Here is a 20,901-nt window from a genome sequence, read left to right as displayed (position 1 = left end):
CACCCCCTCCCCCGCTAACGCCAGGTCCGCTGCCCCCGGAACAAAGGGAGCGGTCTTGACTGGGTGGACGTCTACGACATGTGAGCTGGCCAAAAAGAGCAAAGTTTAGTCCGCCACCTTCACGGTAGGACTAGGATCAGCGTCTGCCGGAAATGGTTCAGGGCCTGGCCAGCGCCCCCACGCCAAACCTGCAGCCTCGTACGCCTCAGGAATGGAGCCAAAAACCTGCCTGATACGAGCGTCTCCTGGCATCTGGGGACCTGCGGATTTGATCAGTCTCAGCGAGATACGGCCGTGGCGGGCGTACAACGCCTGCAATGCAGCAATGATCTGACCTCGATCGAACGGGGTCCCATCTGGATTGAGCCCTCGCCGGAAGCCGCTGTACTGATACCCGACCCTCTCATACGCGGCGGCCATTGACCCGAAACGGCTCCGATAGGCTGCAGGCGAGAGCATGTTGTCCGCCTTGGAGATGGCTTGGAGGGTCGGCTTTCCACTCGCCAGCAACTGCCTGAGTTCGCGAACCATTTCCTCCTCGGTCTTGCCTCGCCCGCGTTTTAGCGCACCCATACGCTCCTGCGCCGCGACAAAGGTGTCGACATCGACGACCGGGTCGAGAACCCTCACATAGGTCCACTGCGAACGGTCAACGTAGTGCGTTCGCTGTCCGAGTTCGAGCCTGCTCTTGCCGTAGGCCTGAAAGCCGACGACGAGTTCGCGCCTCAGCATCTTCTGGACCCGGTCCGGTGTCCACGGCGTACCGTCTCGCCACGTGACGCCTTTGCCGTTGAGGCAGCGGGCTATTCCGGCCTGGCTCCGCGCCTCGGAGACGAAAAGGTCGAAGATCCGCCGCACAACATCCAACTCATGCGGCGGCCCCCAGACATAACGGACTTCCTGATCCAAACGGGACTTGCGCTGGCCGTCTTCCAGGACGGCGCCAAGGCTGCCGTCGGCATTGATGATCCGCCGCCGAAATCCATAGATGGGGATTCCGCCCAACGCGCGACCCCGTGCGGCTTTTGCGCGCCTTCCTGCGCGCACCTTGACGGAGAGATCACGACTGTACTCGCCCGCCATCACGCGCTTCAGTTGCTTGATGACCGAACCGAAGGAGTCGTTGGCGAAGGGCTCTGCGCAGTAGACGACAGAGATTCCCGCCTCCCGGCAGAGATATTCATAGTGTGCAGCCTCATCCGGATCCTGGAACCGTCCCCACCGGCTGACGTCAAGGACCAGGATGGCCGAAAAGGGAGCGCTCCCCGAGAGGACGTCAGACAGCAGCGACTGCAACCCCGGCCGCCCATCGACCGTCACCCCGCTGCGCCCTTCGTCCTCGTAGGTCGCCACGATCTCGATCCCGCGATCCAGCGCGAAACGTTCGATGAAAGCGCGCTGATTTCCGAGGGAGTAGCGTTGATGATCCGTAGACATACGCAGGTATTGCGCAGCCTTCAGGGGTCCGGTTTTCGGGTGATCGCCCTCGGGGCCAAGAATGATCGCCCCATCAGCGCCTCGCCCGAAATGTCGCCGCAGTCTGGCCGGGATGTCCTGGGTTTCGATCGGGTCAGCCGGGCCGTCACCACTCATGCGCATCCCGCCTCGGCGCAGGCCGCAGTCAGCGATCCGAACAGTTTCTTGATCCGCGACAGCGATGGAAGACGCGGATCTGCAGCAACCAGAGCTGCGGTCACCCTGCCCTGTTCCGCTCTCACCCGCCTGAGTTCGGCGAGGATCGCCTGCCGCGAGAGCGGCGCTCCGTCTGCACCGAGCCCCCGCATCAGCAGCGGTCGCTCGTACCCGATCATCTGACAGGCTTTGGTCAAGGAGCCGAACCGCGCCTCATACCAACGGAAGGAGGGCAGATCAGGACATTCATCTATCATCCTCACCGTCACCCTGCCGTGCAGACGGACGAGGCGATCAAGACCAGCGAGCAACTCCCCATTGGAGTAGGCTTTGCGACCACCCAGTTGTGCGAACCTCGCCTGGGCGGCCGCAAACGTCTGCTTCGATATGACGGGATCGAAGGCCTGGAACTCGCCCCAACGACTTTCGTCAAGCTCCGGTCCGCGCGCGCCCAGCACAGTCCGCGACCGTCCGTAGGTCTGTACGCCCATCGCGAGGGAGTGCCGCAGCGCGCGGGCGACCCGGCGACGGTTCCAGGGCGTGCCGTCCGTCCACATCAGACCGTCGTCCGTCAGAGACCGCGCGATCGCGGCCATCGACATTCCCCCAGAGGTGAACAGGCGGAAGATGCGTCTGATCACCAGTTCGCGACGCCGCCCGGGTCGCACCAGCCTCATCGCGTCCGCTGAGGGAGAGAAAGGCTCGCTCCGGGAGGGAGAGGAACAGGAAGCGGCATCCGGCGCGACAACCTGGCGGTCGGCCATGAACCGCGGCCAGGCGCCAGGAGCGCGTCCGGCTTCCATGGCGCGACGTTTGCCCTGGCGGACTCGATCAGAAAGCTGACGGACATACTCGGCCGCCATGACCCGTCGCACCTGCTTCACCAGATGTCCGCGTGCGTCCGCCCGAACGATGTCTCGGCAATAGGTGACAGATACCCCGTGAGCCCGGCAGACGAACTCATAGTGGCCGGCCTCGTCAGGATCCTGGAAGCGGCCCCAGCGACTGACGTCGAGGACCAGCAGGTGGGTGAACTGCGCCCTGCCGGAGATGACATCGGAGAGAAGCCGACTCAGGCCGTCCCGCCCCTGCAGGGTCAGGCCGCTTTTGCCCACATCCTCATAGGTGGCGACAATCTCGTAGTTCTGTTCCTTAGCGAAGCGGTCGATCTCCCGTCGCTGCAGGTCCAGGGAGGCCGTTTGTCGCGGCGTGGACACACGCACGTAGCGAGCCGTGCGGCGATCTGCCTTCGGCCGGGCTTCAAGTGGAGGGGACGGACGAATCCGGTGAAGCAACCACGCGTCCACATGAGATGAATTATCCAAGCTGTTTGTGCTCAAGGTCCGCCTGCTCCGCTCGATCCAGAAGCAGAGACGTTTCGACGTCAGCTTTCCCCCCAATCCCCCAGATGCTTTTCGCCGAACACGCGATTAAGCCTTTCGCGCATGGGAGTCCGTCGAGGTCTCCCGGGCTTTCAGCGAGCGCGGGCAGCGCACGGCCTCAGGCGTCCGATCAGAATTGGGTTCGGAACGGCCGACCGCGCTCTGCAAGAAGGTTCCAGCCGGCGGTGGTGGGTCTGCAAGCATTCCTGCCCAGTTTTTCCGCCAGACCCAGGACGACGAGCTGCGCGCTCTCGTCCGGATCCGCCGTGCGGTCAGGATCAATGAGGTCGAGCAGGGCATCGATATGGCTGGCGTCGGGCATGGGGTCTCTATGCGTGGCTGTAAGCCCGGCATGTAGCATTCGGGACTGCGGCCGACATTAAGCGCATCGGCGCTCTCGCAAAAAAAATGGCTGGCGGCGGGCGCCGAGGAAACCTGGACACGGCGGCTTCGTCGCCGTCATTCCGGATCGACGATCCCGCTTTTGACGGCGACAGCGACCGCTTCGATGCGCGTCCGGACCCTTAATTTTGCGCAGGCCTTCTCCAGATAACTGTCCACCGTGCGTGGGGAGAGGCCAATGATCGCGCCGATATCGGAAGAGCTCTTTCCGCGGCTGACCCAGGTCAGGCACTCGGTTTCGCGCGGGCTGAGGATGGACGCCTGCTGGCGATCAGGGTTCGGAATGGCGGTCATCTCCACCTCCTCGAGAACAGCAGCTTCGTAGGGCGCGAATCGCACGCGCGGCAACGACTCTGAATTGCGGGCGGCCCGCCAGTTTCTTGCGCGCCGCTCCTTCGAAAGACGCGCCCGCTCAGGGTTGCAGCCGCTGGTCTCCACCCCTAGACCCGCATTGTCGGGCGCCGTGAGATAGGCGTGCAGCCGGAGCCGGGGTCCGCCTTCAAGGCGGAGGCGGCGCTTTGCGCTGAAGTAGCGGGCCTCGCGATCGCAGAGGATTCCAACGCCCGACCCCTCCGGCTTGCGCGGGGATTCAGTTTGATTCATGCTTCCGTCGCCGACCCCGCGTCGGTAGGGGCTTGGAATCCCCTGTGCGACATCCGACGTCATCCCGCCGTGGCGGGCGCTGGTCCCCTGCTCCGGGCGCGCCAATGCGCATGGCCGGTGCTGGTCGTCCGCATTCCGGATTCCGAGGCTCTGGTGCTGAGTCCGGAGAGGCGCGTGACCGAAGCGGAACAAATGCCTGTGGACGCCGACGACGGACTGAACCGTCTTTACCGGCGCTACGGGGACTGGCTGAACCGCCGGCTTCGCGCGCGGATCGGACCGGACATGGCGGCCGACGTGGTTCAGGAGACCTATCTGAAGATCGCGCCGTATGCGGCCGCCGATATTCGACACCCCAAGGCTTTCTTGTGGAAAGTGGCCTTGAATCTGGTGCGCGATCATCATCGCAAAGAGATCAGACGCAGCTCTGCGTTGGAACAGTTTCGGCCGGTTGTGGCGGAGTCCGCGCCGCAGGTCGACCAGATCATGCTCGGCGAGATCGTCGCCTCCATGCCGCAGCTCTATCGGGATGTCTTCGTGTTGAGCCGCTTTAGCGGTATGACTTATCCCGAGATCGCCCGGACCCTCGCCATCAGCGTCAATACGGTGGAGCGGCGCATGTCCGGAGCGCTTGAGTACTGCGCATCTCGTTTGGATCTTTAGGCGAAGATTGATGACGATGGAGGCAGACGCCGAAAAACGGCGCAAGGAAGCCGCGGACTGGTTCGCCCGGCTCAACCAGCGCAGGGTCACAACCGACCACGTCAGGGCTTTCAGCACCTGGCGGCGGGACCCGGCGAACGCCGTAGCGTTCGCCCGCGTGGAGGCGATCTGGGACACGGCCGGAAACCTCGCCGACGCCCCCCGAACGGCGGAAATGGTCAAGGAAGCCAAGTCCCGCGCATCCCCTTCGACGCGACGCGACCGCCTGGTGGGCGTGCTCAAGCCGATAGGAGCCCTCGGCGCCCTTGTGCTCGTGGTCGCAGGCATGGGCTGGGCCTGGACGCTCCAACAGCCTGTCGACTATGCGACGTCTGTCGGCGAACAACGACTGCTTGTCCTCGATGACGGATCGCGGGTGACGCTGGACACCGCGTCGCGCATCGCGGTCCGCTACACCGGTGAACAGCGCCTGGTCATTCTGGCTGCTGGCCAGGCCATGTTCGAGGTCGAAGGCGATCCCGACAGACCGTTTGTCGTGCGCGCGGGTAACGCCGAGGTCACCGCCCTGGGCACGAGCTTCGATGTGCGGCGCTATGGAGAGGGCGCGCGCGTGGTCCTGGTGGAAGGCCGCGTGGCCGTCCGCGACAGCGCGGCGAGCCAGCGGGCGTGGTCGCTCACGCCGGGGCAGCAGGTCCTGACGTCCGCGCCGGACCCCGTCGTCGCCCCCGTCGATGTGCCCGTCGCCACCAGTTGGACCGCAGGTCGCCTGATCTTCGACAATACGCCGGTGTCCGTCGCCGTGGCGGAGGTGAACCGCTACACTCGCCATCCGATTCAAATCCAGGACGCTGACGTGTCCGCCAACCGTGTGAGCGGCGTGTTCGACGCCGGCGACGTGGACGGCTTCGTGGCCGCGCTGACCGATCTCTACCCCCTGCAGTCCCGGCGTTCGCCCGACGGCCGGGTCATGCTTTCCCGCGCCTCGTAGGATTTTTCTCACCCCGGTTGGGGGGAAACCCCTGCCCGGCGACGTCTCTTCCCCGCTCCGCATTCAGGCGGATAGACTTCGGGGGAATGCGATGAGACCGGAATACAGATCAGCGGCTCTGGCCGCCCTTATGATGACCGCTGCGGCGCCGGTTCTGGCGCAAACGGAGGCGACGCGACGCTACGATATCGCGCCGGGCCCGCTGGAGCGGGCGCTCCCCGACTTCGCCCGGCAGAGCGGACAGCAGATCCTCTACCCCAGCGCCCTTGTGGTCGGCCGGACCTCTTCCGGGCTTGCCGGCGAATTCACGGCGGAGGCGGCTCTTGGGCTCATCCTGAGGGACACCGGCCTCACCTACAGGCGGAGCCGACCCAATGTCTTCGTCCTGGTCGATCCAGACGCCCTTGCAGCGGCGGATGCGGACGCGACGGTCGTCGAGGAACTGGTGGTGACCGGGAGCTACCTGCGCGGGGCCGACAGTCCGTCTCCCGTGACCGTGCTCACGCAGGATGACGTGGCGCGACGCGGCCGCGCCACCTTCGCCGACACACTCGCCGCCCTCCCTCAGAACTTCACCGGCGGCGCCTTCGAAGGCTCGGCGGGAACAGGCGCGGATCGCTCCGGCCGAAATCTGGGCTACGCGACCGGCGTCAATCTGCGCGGCCTGGGCGCCGACGCCACCTTGGTGCTGGTCAACGGCCGCCGGATCGCCGGCACGGGCAGCGCCGGAGATTTCGCGGACGTGTCCAACCTGCCGACCAGCGCCGTTCAACGGGCGGACGTGCTGCTCGACGGCGCCTCGGCCCTCTACGGCGCAGACGCTGTGGGCGGCGTGGTGAACATCATCCTCAAGCCGCGGTTCGAAGGGGCGGAAAGCCGGCTGCGCGTGGGAGGAACGAGCGACGGCGGCGCCGAAGAGCTTCTCTTCTCCCATACGGACGGCCTGAATTGGTCAGGCGGCAGCCTGGTGGCCTCTTACGAGTTCAGCGACAGGGGCGAACTGGAGGCCGGGCAGCGAAGGGCCACCCAGAGCGCCGACCTTCGCCCGCTGGGCGGGTCGGACTGGCGGCTGTTCCATGCCGCACCCGGCAATATCATGTTTTTCGACCCGGCCACGGGATCCTTCGACCCGGTCTACGCCATCCCCCGGGGCCAGGACGGCACAGGCCTCACGCCGGACGACTTCATCGCTGGCGCGGTCAATCTCACAAACCAGAACCAGGGCCAGTGGATGCTGCCGCACCAGCGTCGGCACAGCGCGTTCGCGGCGGCGCGCCAGGATCTTCCTGGCGGCTTCAGCCTGGACGGCGACCTCCGATACACCGAGCGGGACTACACCCTGGCCACCCCGGCCGACATCGGCGCCATCGTCGTGACGCCGGCGAATCCCTGGTTCGTCTCGCCGACCGGCGAGACGGTTCAGGAGATCGCCTATTCCTACATCAATGATCTGGGGCCGGGGCGCTCGGAGGGGCGGACCCGCAGTCTCGGCGGCGCCGCAGGCCTCGAGGGCCGTGTGCTCGGGTGGAACCTGGCCGCCTATGTGAGCGGCGCGCGCGAAGTCAGCGGCCGAACCTTGTCCAATCGCGTCCAAACCACCTTCCTGGCGGAAGCTCTCGGCCGGACGCCCGACGACCCGTCGACCGCTTTCAGCACCGCCGTCGACGGCTTCTTCAACCCCTATGGCGACCCCGCCGGCCACAGCGCCGCGATCCTGGACTTCATCGGCTCCGGCTACACCCGGGTCGAACACACGAGCACGGTCGGGTCCGTCAACCTCAAGGTCGACGGCGTTCTTCTGGACCTGCCCGGCGGCCCTTTGAGAATGGCGGCCGGCGTCGATTTCAGGCGCGAGCGGTTCGAGACCGAGGGCGAGAATTTCACCTCGGGCGCGACACCGCGCCTCACGGCTCCGACGTCCTATGAACGGGACGTCTCGGCCGCCTTCGTTGAATTGCGGGCGCCTTTCGTGAGCGCCGACAACGCCCGGCCGGGCGTCGAGCGACTGGAATTGTCCCTGGCCGCCCGCATCGAAGATCACCAGGGCGTGGGCGACACCACCAATCCCAAGGTCGGCCTGATCTACAGCCCGGTCCGGGACCTGCTCCTTCGCGCCAGTTACGGCACCTCCTTCCGCGCGCCGTCGCTGCGCGAACTCTACACCACCTACCAGCTCGGCCCGGCCTTCCTGAACCGCGGCGGCGACAATGTGCTTACGGTTATCCAGTACGGCGGCAATCCCGATCTGGATCCGGAAACGGCGGAGTCGGTGACCGCCGGTCTCGTCTGGACGCCGGCCGCCGCCGAGGGCTTCCGGCTGGAGGCCGGCTGGTTCCGGACGCGCTTCGATGATCGCATCGGCAATCCGGTCTCGGAGAATATAGCAGGCGCCCTCACCGACCCGACCCTGTCGCCATTCGTCCGGTTCGTGAACCCCACGACGGACGCCAACGACCAGGCCCTGATCCAGTCGCTGCTGGATCATCCCGGCAATTTCAATCCGGGAGTCTTCCCCGCGACGGCCTACGGCGCCGTGGTCGACAACCGCTTCGTCAACGCCAGCCGTCTTGAGGTGGAGGGCGTTGACGTCTCGGCGCGTTACGCCTTCGACCTGGGCCCAGGACAGGTGCTTGTCGACGGCACGGTCACCCGGCTTCTCCACTATGACCGGAACCTGACCGAAACCTCGCCGACGGAATCCCTGGTCGGCACACCGAACTTTCCAGCGCGATGGCGCGGCCGGATCGGCGGTCAGTGGGTGAACGGGCCGATCACCGTCGGCCTGAACGCCAACCATGTGAGCGGGGGCCACGATCCGGTCGGCGGGCGCGACATCGCGAACTGGACCACCCTGGACGGGCAATTCCGCTACGACTTCGCAGACGGCTGGGGAGAAGGCCTCTCCGTCACCCTGGACATCATCAACCTGGCGAACACCGAGCCGCCCTTCTACGATTCTCCGGCCGGCTTCGGTTATGACGCCGCCAACACCGACATCCTCGGTCGCCGCCTGTCGCTCCAGCTCGTCAAGCGCTGGTAGGCCGCCATGAGAGCGATGTTCCTCGGCGCGGTCAGCGCCCTCCTCGCACTGGCCGGCGCGTCCTCCGGGTCAGCCGCGCCCCTGACCCTCGATATCCTGCTGGAGCTGGAGACCTTCGGCCGCATCGCGATCGATCCCACCGGGGTCGTGGGCGTGGTGGAGGAACGTCGGGCGCGACGGGACCTTCCGCGCTACGATCTCCAGGCGGAGGGCGGTCTGTGGCACGCAAGGCTCCACAGGATCGACCTCGGGTCTCCGGACGGGGCCCGTCCCCTTTTGCCGCCGGCGGCCGATGCGGGTTACCGGATGGGACCGTTCTCTCCGGACGGAAGCCGTCTGGTCGTCTACCGCCTCCAGGGCCTGTCGCTGCGGCTCGGCCTGGTCGAGCTCGCCACCGGCGCGGTGATCTGGACCGACGTCGCTCCCGAAAGCGGCGTCTGGGGGCGCGCCGTCGAGTGGCTGTCGGAAGAGTCCCTGCTCGTGCTCGGCACGCCCGACGGCGGCCTGCCGCCCCGGCTGGCGCAAATGAACGCCCTGCAGCGGGGGATGCCTGAGCTCTGGGCGCGGGCGGCGGCCGGAGAGGCGGCGTATGTCACTTCCGGATGGGAGGCGCCGCCGCCGGCCCCGCCCCTGCGTCGTCTCTGGCGGATCGATGCTCGCACCGGCGCGGCGGAAGCACTGACGGAGGGGCCCTTCCTCGATTTCGAGGCCTCGCCGGACGGGAGGTACGCGGCGCTTGTGCAGGACGGCCCCATCCTGCCGCCGCCGGGCGCCGACACCGCGACCGAAATTCGCCGGGGCCGCACGCTGAGGCTGGTGAACCTGGAGACCGGCGCGGCGGTCGACCCGGCGGAGACGGTCGATATTTCCACGAGCCTTCTGTCGTGGGCGCCATCCTCCGAAGCGCTGCTCGTCGCCGTTCGGGGCGAACGCCCCGCCCTGCTCTCCGTGGCCTCCGACGGAAGCGTCCGGGACGTGACGCCGCACGGCGTGTCGCCCGACACCACCGTCGATGTCCACGGCAGCCCGACGGTCCAGGCGGGCTGGGCGGACGGCGCGCCAGTCTTGCTCGGGCGCCGCGACGGCGCGCAGGCGTGGTTTCTTCAGTCCCGGGACGGCCCCCTTCAGCTCGAGGGCGTCGGCGGCTCGGCGCGTCTCGTCGCCCAGGGCCGCTCGTCGCTTCTGTTCGCCGACGGCGGACGCATCTTCCGGCTCGGACCAGACCGGATCGTCCGCGAGGTCGGCGTCGCGGCGGCCGCCGTCCGTCCGGAAGGGCCTTTCGGCCAGCGCGGTCGTTTCGACCCGATGAAAAGCACAGACGCCGTGGTCCAACGCGACGGCCGCCTGTGCCGGGTCCAGGCGGATGATCCGCAGACGGAGACGTGCGTCATGGCGACCTCCGGCTCCGCTGTCGGCTGGCCGACCGGCGTAGTTCTGGAACGGGGCGAAGAAGCGCGGGGCCTCAACACCCTCACATTTCGTAGCGCCCGGGGATCGCGGGTCGTGATGCGCCTCAACCCGGAGCTCGACGCCGTTGATCGGGTCGCGCCCCGCGAAGTCCGGGGGCCGACCGGCGCGCGCGGCTGGCTCTATCTGCCCCACGCCACAGGCTCAGCTGCACCGCCTGTGGTGGTCATTCCCTATCCCGGCAAGACCTTTCCATCGCCGCCGGCCGCCATGATCCCGGAATCCGTCCAGCTGGTGCAGAACGGCGCACTCCTCGTTACGGCCGGCTACGCCGTCCTCTACCCCGACCTGACGGCGACGCCGGAGCCGGCGGCGGGGCTGTCCGACAGGATCCTCGCGGTCGTCGATGCGGCGGCGGCGGAAGGCCTGGTCGATCCAACGCGCATCGGTTTGTGGGGGCACAGCTTCGGCGCCTGGGCCGCAATGATGAGCACGACCCAGACCGACCGCTTCGCGGCGGTGGTCGCCCACAACGGCTCCTATCAGCTGTCCTCCGTGATCGGCGAAAGCCCGCTCGCCGACCGGATGGCGGGCGCCAACGACTACATCAACGCCAGCAACGCGCGCTGGCTGGAGACGGGCCAGGCGGGCATGCGGCGGGCGTACTGGAGCGATCCCGAACGCTACCGGCGCAACAGTCCATTCGAAGCCGCCGACCGCATCACCGCGCCCGTCCTGCTGGTCCAGGGAGAACTGGACCTCGCGCCCAGTCAGTCAGGACAGATGTACGCCGCGCTTCGACGTCTCAACAGGCCGGCCCGTCTGACCCTGCTGTTCGGCGAGGATCACGGCATCCAGGGGCCCGGAAACGCCGGCGTCTACTATGAGCAGGTGCTGAACTGGTTCGACCGGCATCTCAGACCTGTCGGTGACGCAGACGTTCGGTCCAACGACGCAGCCAGGCCTCGGTAAGGGTCAGCCCGAGGACCTTCTGGAAGCCGCCACGCCACAGAAGCGTCTCCCGGCGGAGAAGGGCGTCGAGCTCGGGTCTTATCAGCCCGGCGTCGGCGAGCGCGCCGCCCAGCAGATAGTCGCGCAGGAAGTCGAGCCGGGCCGAAACGGCCTCGCCGTAAAAGACCCCAAGCTCGCCCTTTGAGCGTCGGGCGACCAGCGACGCGGGAAGAACATCGGCGAAGGCGGCGCGCGCGGCGGCCCGGTCGCGGCCGCCGCGGGTGAGGTCGACGGCCGGCCACGCCAGTCCCGCCTCCATCACCGGCTGGCTGAGCAGAGGATTGACGCAGGGTCCGCGCCGGCTCCGTCCGGCTGGCCCCTGAAACGTCTGGCAAAAGGCCAGGGCCGAGATCTGCAGCGCCTTGGCGGGTGGTACGCCGCGCAGATCGGCAAGCCACGGATGGTCCCAGGTCGCGCGGCTTCTTTGGTGATCGCGCCAGGCGCTCCACCAGGCATGGGGCCAGACCGAACGCCGAGTCCAACGCGCGGTGCGGTGGATGACGGACGGACGGGCGCCCAGGCCCCGCTCCCAGACCTCGTCGATGGCGATCAGCGGCGTCGGCATCTGGAAGAACACGGCGTCCCCGCCCTGACCGGTCAGAGATCCCCACGCCCCCGTGACGTCGATCCGCTCGGCGATGTCGTCGTTGTAGGTGAGGTCCAGGTCATTGATGGCGGGCCGGAGTCCGTCCGCCGAACGGGCGAGCCGCGCCTCGTCGATCAACAGGGCGTCCCGCCGGACTTCTGTCAGGGTGAAGCCGAGCCGATCGCCGACCGCGCGGGCGTAGGCCCGCTCATCGCCCTCGGGCTGATCCACGTAGTGATTGACCCAGGCCGTGACCCGGTTGCGCTGACCTTCGTCCAACGCCGCCGCGACGATGGCCGAATCCAGCCCGCCCGATATCTCCGCCACCCATCGACGGTCTCCGGCCGAGGCGCGCACGGCCCGTTCCACGGTCTCCCGCAGGGGCGGAGCCGCCCGCCCCCGCCCTTCCCGATAGACCATGGCGGGGGTCCAGACCTGTTCCCGGCTCGTCCATCCCGCGCCAAGGATGCGCAGCTCGCCTGCGGCTATGGGAAGGACAGCGTGCAGCGCCGGCGCATGCCGGAACTCCCCGGGACGGGCCGCGAGAGCCGCTACGCCCGTCCAGTCGATGGCCACATCGTCGGGCAACAAGGGGTCAAGGACGGTTTCAGTCCCGGTCGAGACGACCGTAACGCCGGCCCTGCGCCAGATCACCGCGTCCAGGGCGCCGGAGGGATCGCGCAGCACGGCCACGTCACCGGTTGTTCGGCGGATCAGGAGGTAGCGTCCCCAGACCGACCGCACGACGTCGCGGGCCCGCCCCACATCCAGGCGCCGGCAACCGAGCGTGCGTCGCGCCTCCGACGACAGGGGGCGACCGGCTCCGTCGAAGACCTCTCCGACCAGGACGCCGTGGCCATCGAAGGCTGGCGTGATCTCAAGGCGGGCCTCAGTCGGACTGAACCCCTTGATGAAGGGATGATCCACCCGGCGGGACCATCCCGCCCGCGACAGGCGGCGACGAACCGAAGCGACGACGTCCGCCAACGCTGCGGGATCATCGCCGAGAAGGATGATGACCGAGTCCGCGCCCACGGTCAGAACACCATGATCGGGCGATAGATGGTCAAGGTTTCCGGGACCTGGCTGACGCAGGCAGTCCCGATCTGCAGCCAGCAATGGGCGAGAAACGGCCACGTTCGCACGCCAAACACCCAGTCAGCATCCAGACCGGCGGCGTTCAGGAACCGCAGCAGGAGCTCGGCCTGCAGGAGGCAGGCGCCCGTCCAGGGGGCCAGAGGCAGAAGGCTGTTGAACACCGCCACCCGCCGGGCGATCGCTTCGAGGTCATCCCGGCGGCCCTGGCGACTCTTCACCCGCCGGCCGAGTTCGCCGAGCGTCGGACGCCGACGCGCCACGTCGACCCAGATGCGGGCGAAGACGGCCGCATCGCGCAGCGTAGGACGCGCCGCCTCAGGCAAGGTCAATGATTCAGTCGGAAGCGACGGCGGAGCAGCACGTTCGGACGCCGGCGCAGGTCCGGAGTGGAGCAGTTCCTCCGCCGCAAGCCGCAGAAGGGTCTCCATCGGGCCGCGGACCGTCGCGCCCATAATCTCCAGAGGACCGCATTCAGGCAGGCACAGATAGTCGTCGGCTGCGAGATCCAGGAGCACCAGGTCCCGCCCGACGCGGACGGCGTGTATCCCCGTGGCGAGCTGCGCGTGCTGGTCCGCAACGCCGTAAGTCGCCAGGTCTGCGTGCATCATTGGGTCTCCCACTAGGGTGCGCGCTCTCAGGGTCCGCGTCTTTCCACGGATTGCCGCCAGTTGCAGGCGGAGGGCTCGCTCGCGGGACCGGGCCGCCGTCACCGACGGCCCTTCCGTCCTCACTCGGGCGGCATGTCCCATCTGCGCTGGGAATTGAGTTCGAAGAACTCGCCGTCGGTGGCGGCGCGCGTCAAACGACACGCACGGCCCAGGCGCAGCAGGCCGGTCCTGGTCGGGATCGTCATGATCCGTCTCCTTTCCGACGATGAGGGCCTCTTGCATGCGACGTGCGGGCGAGGCCCTTGGCCGCGCGTCGGGGCCGCCCCTCAGGACGGCCGGCGGGTCACTCGCCCGGCGGGATGTCGTATTCCCGGCTGGAGTTCAGCTCCAGATAGGTGGCGTCGTTCACAGCACGGGTGAGCCGGCGCGCCGCGCCCAGACGGACGAGGCGGGGGGTGGATCGAGCAGTCATGGTCGTCTCCATTTCTGAAAGTCGACAGGAACGTCGACGACCAACCATCAGCACCCGGATGGAAATCGATTCAAACGATATTGATCGTGTATTCGCACGGCCCAGGATCCAGACGCCGCAGCTGGGCTGACAGGCTCCCTGACGCGCGGCGCCATCGGTCGTAATAGGCGTCAAGGCCATCGCCGATCTCGCAGGCGGGATCTGGATTCACCGGCCCGTTCAGCCGCCGCATCGCACAGAGGCGCCGATGCACGCGTTCATAGCTCTCCACGAGCGGCTGGTTGTCGCAACCGTCCATGACGCGACTGATCCAGGCCTCGATCACGGCGTCCGAACCGCTGGCGGGCGCGGGGTCCGGGTAGGCCCGGGCGGCGAGGCGGACATGGACGGCCTCAAGCTCAAGCAATCCCACAATATCCTCCTGGGGAGCCATGCGGGTGAAATAGCCGAGGCCGCGTCGATCTTCGATCAGGCCTTCGCCACACAGCCGCGAGAGCGCCTCGCGGACCGGCGAGGTGCTGAGCTTGAGCGCAGCGGCGATGTCGGCGACCGGCAGATGCCGGCCCGGCGCCAGGCCCTGCTCAAGGGCGCCGCGCAGACTGCCGAGCGCCATGCCGAAGGGGTCGCGGGTTCTCATGGACCGCTCCGGCCTTGAGGGACGTCTCCGACTTTGGCGGACGAATCCCTCCGTCCACCCCGCAGACGGCTGACCGCGCGGATACGGCAAGCCGGCGCCGCTGGACGGTGTCTATGCTCATGTCCGCAAGTTTCTTGCCTCATACCCGCAGCTTTTAGGGTGTTGATCTATATGGACTTTCATTTGATCCAAGGCTGGGGCACTTTTCAACCAAAAGGGGGCAGGAGGAACGGCCGGCGATCAAACCCGGAGTCGAGGCGATGAACCGAGACATCGAGACGGAGAAGCCTCCGCCGCCCAGCGCCCTGCTGTCCGCGAGTTTGCGGCTGATCCGCGCTCACCGGCGGATGCGCGCCGCCGACGTGGCCCAAGGCATGAACATGGCCCTGCGCTCCTACGAGCATTTCGAGGCCGGAGCGGGTCGCATCAACCTCGAGCGAATTCATCGCTTCGCCCAGGTCACCGACAGCGATCCCCACGCCATCATAGCGGCTCTCTCGCTCGGATCGCCGGCCTTCGCCTTGCGGTGCGTCGACAATAAACTGGCGACGATCCTCATGGTCGTTCTTCAGGAGTTCGACGAGGAGGTCGGAGACGCCGTGGCGGAGCTGGATGCGCGGACCATCATCAACACCTTCACCCGGGCCCTCAAGGAGCTCGCCGGCCTGGCGGTGATCCGCGACAGTCACGCTGAAGCTTGGCTCGATGAGCGGCGACACAGGCTGGTGACGCCGCAGACGGACGACCCGCGCGCCGATGAAGGAAGCGACTGAACCCGAAGCGGGACAGAGGCGCTGCATCCGTCAGACCGTAAATCTGCGGTCGTCCGTCTCCGGTCGTCGGCAACCGGACTGGCCGTCGCCGACACGCCGACGTTTGAATCCCCCTATGACGGCTATTCAACATGAGACGCCCCGGCGCCGGACCGAAAGCCCTCACCTGTCGGCACGCCAGATGGAATGCGTGCAACTGGCGGCCACCGGCCTGACATCATCTGAGATCGCCATGCGCCTGGGGCTGTCGCCCCGCACCGTCGACGAGCATCTTACGGGCGCTTGCCGAACGCTCGGCGTGCGGACCCGCATCCAGGCCGTGGCGCGCCTCGCGCTCAGCGAACGCCGCGCCCGCGAGACATGAAGCTCTTATGGCGCCCCTGGGAACCGGGTCGCGCAGGTGCGTCCCTAAGCCTGAGGGCGGGCGGGTGGTCGGAATGGGCGTAACGCCCCATCCGCCAACGGCCGCTGCAACGCCGCCGCCCGCTCCCACGGCGCGGTCATCCAGAGCTCATGCTCTCCGGGCTCCGTGAGGATGACCGGCATCGCCTTCGGGTGAACAGCCGCAACCTCAGCGCTGGGTTCACAGGTGAGGAAGGCGAATAGATCAGCCGTCACCAGCCCTTCCTTGACCTTGCGGACGCTGGTCCACTTCGGCGTCCAGATTCCGGCGAAGAAGGCCAGAGGCTCCGGATCCTCCCCCCTCAGCCGGAACCAGACCGGCTCATGTCTGCCCTGGGCGTCCCGGCCCGGCTCGCTGAAGGCCGTAAGCGGCACAAGGCATCGGTTCTCCGGTCCGAGCCAGCGCCGCCAGTGGGGCGAGCGCGTGTTGCGGATGTTGGTGACGCCCCTGTCCGTCTTCCTGCCCTCGAGCGCAAATGCCGGCGAAGGCATGCCCCAGCGCGCGGTGGCCAGGATGCGATCCCCTTTCTCGTTCGTCCGCACGATCGGCGCGGCATAGTCCGGATAGACATCGCCCCCTTCCAGATTTCCGGCGTCATTCTGCATTGCAAGCGCCAGGTCCAGAATCGCCGCCGGCCCCTTGCGGATGGAATAGAGATTGCACATCAGCCGTCGCCCGGCGGCTGATCGCGGCGAGCCCCTCTGGACAACCCGGCCAGGCTCCAGAACAGGAAGAATCCCGCGGCAGATCCCAGAATCCAGTACGTCCAGCCCCGAAAGGCTTCCGGCAGCAGCGCCCGCGCGTCGCCATGGAAGGTGAACACGAGCGCAGCCGCGCCCGCTGCTCCCCATCCCACGACGGATCGAAGCTTCGGCCTCACGCACTTGGCCTTTCGTTTCTCCGGGCCTGGAAACGCCAGAACTCGCCTTCGATCCAGGGCTCGTCAGCCACCAGCAGTTCCTCTTCGCCCAGGACAAACACCTCCCCCTTCCGGATCTCCGGCAGCAGGGATCGATGGACGATCATCGGCACGAGCGGCGGCGGGTCCAGGGGCGGCATGGGCGCAGCCTAGCGCCAACCCCGGTCATCGGGGAGTCCGGGAACAAGCGGACACATCCACGGTTGGCCAAGGCAACCACTGGAGCAGACCATGACCGATCAACCGATTGAACAGGACAACACCGAGGACCAGCCCGGTCAGGGCGGCGCCCCTAGCCAGACGCCCGGCGACAGTCAGCCGGGCCAGACGCCCGGTTCGCCCGCCACAGGCGGCAAAGGCTCCGCCGGGTTCGGCACGGCCGACTGACCACTTGCACGTCTGACGGGATCGGGCCCCGCCCGCGTTGTCGGGCGGGGCCTTCTCGTGCATGCGCCGTTTCCGTGTAACGGCCTCTGGACCCATGCAGGACTAGCCGCCCTCTGCCTCCAGGGTGCCGGTTGGTCTCATGGAGCCCCGCTCACGGCGCTCACGCGCCTTCACCTCGGGAGCGACGCCGTTGAGCGGCACCGCCGTGGTCGGATATGACCAGGCCCACCCTGCGCCGCTGAGTTCCGCCCAGGCCGCCTTGACGGTGGCCGAGGCGGCCATGAGGGGCAACTGCTGCTGCGAGGCGTGGTTGAGCGTCGCATGCATCCGCTGCAGCCGCCGATGAATATCCACCAGCTCGGCCAGGTCCTCGACCGTAAGGACCTGCTTCTTCGAGACGCCCTTGTGTCCGCTCATGGCGTCCTCAGCAACGCCGCGCGCCGGGCGATGCTCGCCAGGGGGCGCTCGCCTTCCACCTGCCGGAAGCCGTTCAAGAAACCGGGCTGCTGCCGTTCTGCTTCGGCTATTCCCACGGACAGACCAGCCCGGAAGTCTGCGCCGAGGTCGCCGCCGGCCGCCTCGGCCATCCGGCGGATGATGGTGATGGTCTCGCTCACGACGGTCTCCTTAGAAGCCGCCGACCCGGGAGAGTTGCTAGGACGTCGAATGGGTCGAAGTCCAGAGAATGTTCATTATTCGTTCTGGTCCGCTGTGGAAGACCCGGCGACAGCGCTTGCGGCCTCCCTGAAGAAGATCATGCCGCCATGACGGAGCTCATTCTCAGACACGAATTCCCCATCCGCCGTGAAGCCGGTGTCATCCCAGTAGTCGATGTGGGTCCCCGAGATCTCGTATCGGCCCTGGTAGGCGCTGGCGCGTGCGCCGCGGGCCTCGTCATACCGGCCGTTGGCGAGCAGTTCCTGACGGATGTGGCCATCCGCAGTGACCCACATGCCGACATAGGGGTGAGATGTCATGGCGCCTGCCTCACTCGCCAGCGGGCGCCGGAATGCGGCGCAGGACGTCGTCATAGGGAGCCAGGTCGAGAAACGCCGTCACCTCCACGGCCTGGTCGCCCACCAGACGGAAGATCCAGACATAGCTGTTCTCATAGGGCCGGCCGTCACGGGCGACCCCCTCCCCGTCCCAGCGGATGATCACATGGTCGCCGTCCGCCCAGACCTCCGTCTCGACCGGCCGCACCGGCGTGCTCAGACGGCTGGCGAACGGGGCCACCGCACGTTCCATGAAGGCATCGCGCCCCTCGAAGCGCCCGGCGCTGGGCCCTGATCCGTGGATGATCCAGATCACATTGGGCGCGAGCATTTCGGTGAAGAAGCCCGATCCACCGGCAGCCCATCGCTCAAAGGCCGCTGAGACCGCTGCCTTGTTGTGACGCGCCTGGGCGGCGAGCCCCTCGTCTGTCATACGGGCCAGGACGGCAGTCGGCGCCAATGCCGCCGTCGTTACGACAATGCCGGCCAAGCAGACCGCAAGCCTGAAACTCCTGATCATGGGTGGTGTCCTTCTCTTGACGATCGCACTCGGCCCCCCGCCCTGTTGTCGCCCAGTCTGTGCGCCGGCCGGTAGCACGACCGTCCGAACTCCTTGCCGGATCGTCCAGGGATCGCCGTCCTCAGCCTTCTTGCTCGGGCCGGAGGGAAAAGGAGCTTGACAGAGATCCAGCCCCAAGTGGGGCTCCTCGAATCAACAATATGCCGTCGATCCGTAACCCAATGAACCCTCAGTACTCGTATTAAGCCCCGCGTCGACACACGTCACACGCGTAATTTTCGCTTGCCGATTGTCTGCAGATAGGAAACCTTGATTTCTCGCGACCTTGAGGGATTGGCGCTGCGATGCCGGAGATCAATGCCTGCAGGATCAAAGCACGGCGAAACCGCATTTCGCATGCTGCATCCGTATTTTTGCTCAGTTTCGCCGCTGGCTGCTCCGCTCAGAGCGCTCCCGGAGACAATTCTCTGAAAAACGTTCAGCCTCCCATCGAGTACAACAGGATGGTCGTGAGCGGCGACGAAATAATGATCGACCGCTCTACGCAAATCTGCGTTTCAGCGAATGTAACGCTGCTGTCTGGTATTGATCCAGTGGGGGGCAATGCGCTTAACGAAGCAGCGCTCTTGGCCCAGCTTCATGGGTGGGCACACGGGGCGCTAGGTCGACACGGCCAGCAATGGCACCAGCCTTCAGACGAATCCGCCCCCCGGGTCGGTCGCTCAGAGAACTGTGGTGCAGGTGGCGTCATCATCAAAGGCACGCTGGAGCCAAACGCAAGCGGAGAGCCGTACCAACTGCGATTGGAAGCATCGCAAGCTGATCGCACGCTCACGACTGCAATTTCACGAAACGGGATCGCGCCTCATCCAGGGGGCGCTCCTGTATCAGTCGATTCGCGCCTTCCGGACGGGCGTCTCTACTGGGACATGTTTGGTGATCTGAGGCGGTCTTTAGAGACCCTGGATTCCTCGATCACATGGATCGCCCCGCCTAGATTCAGGAGTGAATGATGCCGTCAAGTATTCAAAGCGCTTTGCTTATCGCTGCCAGACGCTCTCAACGTCAGCGATGAGGCCATTGCCGACCTTTCGTCCCTCGCGCCCCTCTCGGAGACGCTGGCGACACGAAGAGGGCAATTATCGGGGGCCAGGATTTGACAACGGCTTGGCGAGATGGTCCCAAGTTTGATGCCGTGCGGCAGCTTGCAAGCCGCAGTCAGAGCCTTATGGCATCAGGCGAGCCTGCGCTTCCGCCTGGGCCGCACGCATCAGGCCCCCGTACTGGGCCTCCTTGCCCGGATACCAGGGCATGCGTCCGATATCGGCGAAGCCCGGGATCGTCTCCATGTGGCGCACCATCCGGCGGCGCATGGCCTCATCCGGCAAAGGACCCTGCATGGCCAGGACGTTGTCGGCCGCATGGTCCGGATTGGAGGTGCCGCACAGCACCGTGGTCACCGCCGGATGGCCCATCACCCATTTGAGAAAGAACTGAGCCCAGGAGGCGGCCCCGAACTCGCGTGCGAAATCCGGCAGGGGCCGGCCTTGGACCACATGGGTGAGGCGCGCCTTCTCAAGGGGCAGATTGACGAGAACGCCGACCCCGTGTTCAGCGGCCGCCGGCAGCAGCCGGCTCTCCGCCGCCCTGTCAAAGATCGAATAGTTGGTCTGGACGACATCCACCCCGCCTCCCGCGATCACCGCGGCGAGGGCGTCGTGCTGACTGCTCTCGTTGTGGGACACGCCCACATGGCGGATGCGGCCTTCGCGCTTCCAGGCCTGCAGCAGCGGGACGATCACCGAGGCGTTGACCAGGCTGTGGCACTGCATCAGATCGGGCGTGTCCCGCCAGGTGCGCAGCCGCGACTGCTCCAGGCTGGCCTCGGCATGACTGTCGTCGCCGAGGTATTCGCCCGTAGACCAGATCTTGTTGGCCACGAAGATATCGTCCGCCTCCGGCGCGCCCGCCAGGAACGCGCCCACCGACACCTCGGCCGAGCCATAGAGCGGCGAGGTGTCGACCACCCTCCCCCCGCCTTCCACATAGCGCCGGAAGACCTCACGCAGGCGGGAGCGATCATCGCCCGGGCTCGCATCGAAGGTCAGGAAGGTTCCAAGGCCCAGGGTGGTGAGGGCCTGGCCGGTACGGGGAATGGTGCGGGTGCGCGCAGGTCCCGGCAGGGCCCCTGGGGCGGCCTGAACGCCCTGCGTGGCCGCGGGGGCGGCCGCAAGACCGGCGCCGAGGCCGGCGGCGCCCGCCCCCAGGGCGCCGAGAAATCCGCGTCGTCCAAGCTGTGAGCGTGTTTCGCCGGCCATGAAAAGCTCCTGTTGCGGGGGCCGTCGCCCCGGGAGGGTCAGGCGTAAGCCCGACTT

24 protein-coding genes are annotated in these 20,901 nt (G+C 66.9%); 7 read left to right on the top strand and 17 right to left on the bottom strand.

All coding sequences use genetic code 11. From position 1 onward, the window contains the following. Positions 1–105: 105 nt before the first annotated feature. The 4 genes from ACI8U3_RS12785 to ACI8U3_RS12770 form a co-directional block, all read right to left on the bottom strand. The gene (locus ACI8U3_RS12785) at positions 106–1,593 is read right to left on the bottom strand and encodes a recombinase family protein (RefSeq protein WP_415015261.1); all 1,488 of its coding nucleotides are present in this window, start codon (positions 1,591–1,593) and stop codon (positions 106–108) included. Continuing rightward, complete coding sequence (locus ACI8U3_RS12780) at positions 1,590–2,855, bottom strand: recombinase family protein (RefSeq protein WP_415015260.1); 1,266 nt, start codon at positions 2,853–2,855, stop codon at positions 1,590–1,592. Before ACI8U3_RS12780 ends, ACI8U3_RS12785 begins: the two co-directional genes overlap by 4 nt. Before the next feature lie 289 nt (positions 2,856–3,144). Further along, positions 3,145–3,336, bottom strand: a complete 192-nt coding sequence (locus ACI8U3_RS12775) for a hypothetical protein (RefSeq protein WP_415015259.1) — start codon at positions 3,334–3,336, stop codon at positions 3,145–3,147. Between the two features lie 137 nt (positions 3,337–3,473). Beyond that, positions 3,474–4,019, bottom strand: coding sequence for a response regulator transcription factor (locus tag ACI8U3_RS12770; RefSeq protein WP_415015258.1), 546 nt, complete (start codon positions 4,017–4,019; stop codon positions 3,474–3,476). A 174-nt stretch (positions 4,020–4,193) separates the two neighbouring features. Here ACI8U3_RS12770 and ACI8U3_RS12765 point away from each other — a divergent pair, with 174 nt between their 5' ends. The 4 genes from ACI8U3_RS12765 (at position 4,194) to ACI8U3_RS12750 (ending at position 11,089) form a co-directional block, all read left to right on the top strand. Further along, a complete protein-coding gene (locus ACI8U3_RS12765; RefSeq protein ID WP_415015257.1) occupies positions 4,194–4,682 on the top strand; it encodes an RNA polymerase sigma factor in 489 nt (162 codons plus the stop codon). 16 nt (positions 4,683–4,698) lie between these two features. Beyond that, entirely contained in the window at positions 4,699–5,670 is a 972-nt protein-coding gene (locus ACI8U3_RS12760) for a FecR family protein (RefSeq protein ID WP_415015256.1), read from the top strand. Between the two features lie 91 nt (positions 5,671–5,761). Next, the gene (locus tag ACI8U3_RS12755; RefSeq protein WP_415015255.1) at positions 5,762–8,710 is read left to right on the top strand and encodes a TonB-dependent receptor domain-containing protein; all 2,949 of its coding nucleotides are present in this window, start codon (positions 5,762–5,764) and stop codon (positions 8,708–8,710) included. A 6-nt stretch (positions 8,711–8,716) separates the two neighbouring features. Continuing rightward, on the top strand, positions 8,717–11,089 hold the full coding sequence (locus tag ACI8U3_RS12750; protein ID WP_415015254.1) for a prolyl oligopeptidase family serine peptidase: 2,373 nt from the start codon (positions 8,717–8,719) through the stop codon (positions 11,087–11,089). Here ACI8U3_RS12750 and ACI8U3_RS12745 read toward each other — a convergent pair. The 5 genes from ACI8U3_RS12745 to ACI8U3_RS12725 all read right to left on the bottom strand — a co-directional run bounded on the left by ACI8U3_RS12745 (position 11,034) and on the right by ACI8U3_RS12725 (position 14,505). Then, positions 11,034–12,749: an asparagine synthase-related protein gene (locus tag ACI8U3_RS12745; protein ID WP_415015253.1), complete on the bottom strand. Its 1,716-nt coding sequence runs from the start codon at positions 12,747–12,749 to the stop codon at positions 11,034–11,036. The two genes, ACI8U3_RS12750 and ACI8U3_RS12745, sit on opposite strands and share 56 nt — an antisense overlap. Positions 12,750–12,751: 2 nt before the next feature. Further along, the gene (locus ACI8U3_RS12740) at positions 12,752–13,420 is read right to left on the bottom strand and encodes a lasso peptide biosynthesis B2 protein (protein WP_415015252.1); all 669 of its coding nucleotides are present in this window, start codon (positions 13,418–13,420) and stop codon (positions 12,752–12,754) included. A 119-nt stretch (positions 13,421–13,539) separates the two neighbouring features. Continuing rightward, the gene (locus tag ACI8U3_RS12735; protein WP_415015251.1) at positions 13,540–13,665 is read right to left on the bottom strand and encodes a hypothetical protein; all 126 of its coding nucleotides are present in this window, start codon (positions 13,663–13,665) and stop codon (positions 13,540–13,542) included. 98 nt (positions 13,666–13,763) lie between these two features. Then, positions 13,764–13,892 (bottom strand): hypothetical protein, encoded by a 129-nt coding sequence (locus ACI8U3_RS12730; protein WP_415015250.1) that lies wholly within the window; start codon positions 13,890–13,892, stop codon positions 13,764–13,766. Between the two features lie 70 nt (positions 13,893–13,962). Beyond that, on the bottom strand, positions 13,963–14,505 hold the full coding sequence (locus ACI8U3_RS12725; protein WP_415015249.1) for a GntR family transcriptional regulator: 543 nt from the start codon (positions 14,503–14,505) through the stop codon (positions 13,963–13,965). A gap of 284 nt (positions 14,506–14,789) precedes the next feature. On the opposite strand from ACI8U3_RS12725, the gene ACI8U3_RS12720 reads away from it, so the two are divergent. Then, entirely contained in the window at positions 14,790–15,302 is a 513-nt protein-coding gene (locus tag ACI8U3_RS12720; RefSeq protein WP_415015248.1) for a helix-turn-helix domain-containing protein, read from the top strand. Between the two features lie 115 nt (positions 15,303–15,417). Beyond that, a complete protein-coding gene (locus ACI8U3_RS12715; protein ID WP_415015247.1) occupies positions 15,418–15,666 on the top strand; it encodes a helix-turn-helix domain-containing protein in 249 nt (82 codons plus the stop codon). A gap of 44 nt (positions 15,667–15,710) precedes the next feature. On the opposite strand, the gene ACI8U3_RS12710 is transcribed toward ACI8U3_RS12715, so the two are convergent. The 3 genes from ACI8U3_RS12710 to ACI8U3_RS12700 are packed head-to-tail and all read right to left on the bottom strand — an operon-like array spanning position 15,711 to position 16,764. Next, a complete protein-coding gene (locus tag ACI8U3_RS12710) occupies positions 15,711–16,370 on the bottom strand; it encodes an SOS response-associated peptidase (RefSeq protein WP_415015246.1) in 660 nt (219 codons plus the stop codon). Then, a complete protein-coding gene (locus ACI8U3_RS12705; protein WP_415015245.1) occupies positions 16,370–16,528 on the bottom strand; it encodes a hypothetical protein in 159 nt (52 codons plus the stop codon). Before ACI8U3_RS12705 ends, ACI8U3_RS12710 begins: the two co-directional genes overlap by 1 nt. A gap of 53 nt (positions 16,529–16,581) precedes the next feature. Continuing rightward, positions 16,582–16,764: a hypothetical protein gene (locus tag ACI8U3_RS12700; RefSeq protein WP_415015244.1), complete on the bottom strand. Its 183-nt coding sequence runs from the start codon at positions 16,762–16,764 to the stop codon at positions 16,582–16,584. Between the two features lie 91 nt (positions 16,765–16,855). On the opposite strand from ACI8U3_RS12700, the gene ACI8U3_RS12695 reads away from it, so the two are divergent. Beyond that, a complete protein-coding gene (locus ACI8U3_RS12695) occupies positions 16,856–17,011 on the top strand; it encodes a hypothetical protein (RefSeq protein WP_415015243.1) in 156 nt (51 codons plus the stop codon). A gap of 102 nt (positions 17,012–17,113) precedes the next feature. Here the strand turns inward: ACI8U3_RS12695 and ACI8U3_RS12690 are convergent, their stop codons facing one another. The 5 genes from ACI8U3_RS12690 to ACI8U3_RS12670 all read right to left on the bottom strand — a co-directional run bounded on the left by ACI8U3_RS12690 (position 17,114) and on the right by ACI8U3_RS12670 (position 20,844). Next, positions 17,114–17,428 (bottom strand): hypothetical protein, encoded by a 315-nt coding sequence (locus ACI8U3_RS12690; RefSeq protein WP_415015242.1) that lies wholly within the window; start codon positions 17,426–17,428, stop codon positions 17,114–17,116. Further along, on the bottom strand, positions 17,425–17,628 hold the full coding sequence (locus ACI8U3_RS12685) for a hypothetical protein (RefSeq protein WP_415015241.1): 204 nt from the start codon (positions 17,626–17,628) through the stop codon (positions 17,425–17,427). Before ACI8U3_RS12685 ends, ACI8U3_RS12690 begins: the two co-directional genes overlap by 4 nt. Before the next feature lie 75 nt (positions 17,629–17,703). Continuing rightward, positions 17,704–17,988: an Atu4866 domain-containing protein gene (locus tag ACI8U3_RS12680; RefSeq protein WP_415015240.1), complete on the bottom strand. Its 285-nt coding sequence runs from the start codon at positions 17,986–17,988 to the stop codon at positions 17,704–17,706. Between the two features lie 10 nt (positions 17,989–17,998). Beyond that, entirely contained in the window at positions 17,999–18,466 is a 468-nt protein-coding gene (locus ACI8U3_RS12675) for a nuclear transport factor 2 family protein (RefSeq protein ID WP_415015239.1), read from the bottom strand. Positions 18,467–19,752: 1,286 nt separating this feature from the next. Further along, positions 19,753–20,844 (bottom strand): aldo/keto reductase, encoded by a 1,092-nt coding sequence (locus tag ACI8U3_RS12670; protein WP_415015238.1) that lies wholly within the window; start codon positions 20,842–20,844, stop codon positions 19,753–19,755. Positions 20,845–20,901: the final 57 nt, after the last annotated feature.

The sequence above is a fragment of the Brevundimonas sp. genome (assembly GCF_047617075.1).
In the GTDB taxonomy this organism is placed as follows: domain Bacteria; phylum Pseudomonadota; class Alphaproteobacteria; order Caulobacterales; family Caulobacteraceae; genus Brevundimonas.
The sequence above is the reverse complement of the archived record's forward strand: the minus strand, read 5'-3'. Positions and strand labels throughout refer to the sequence as shown.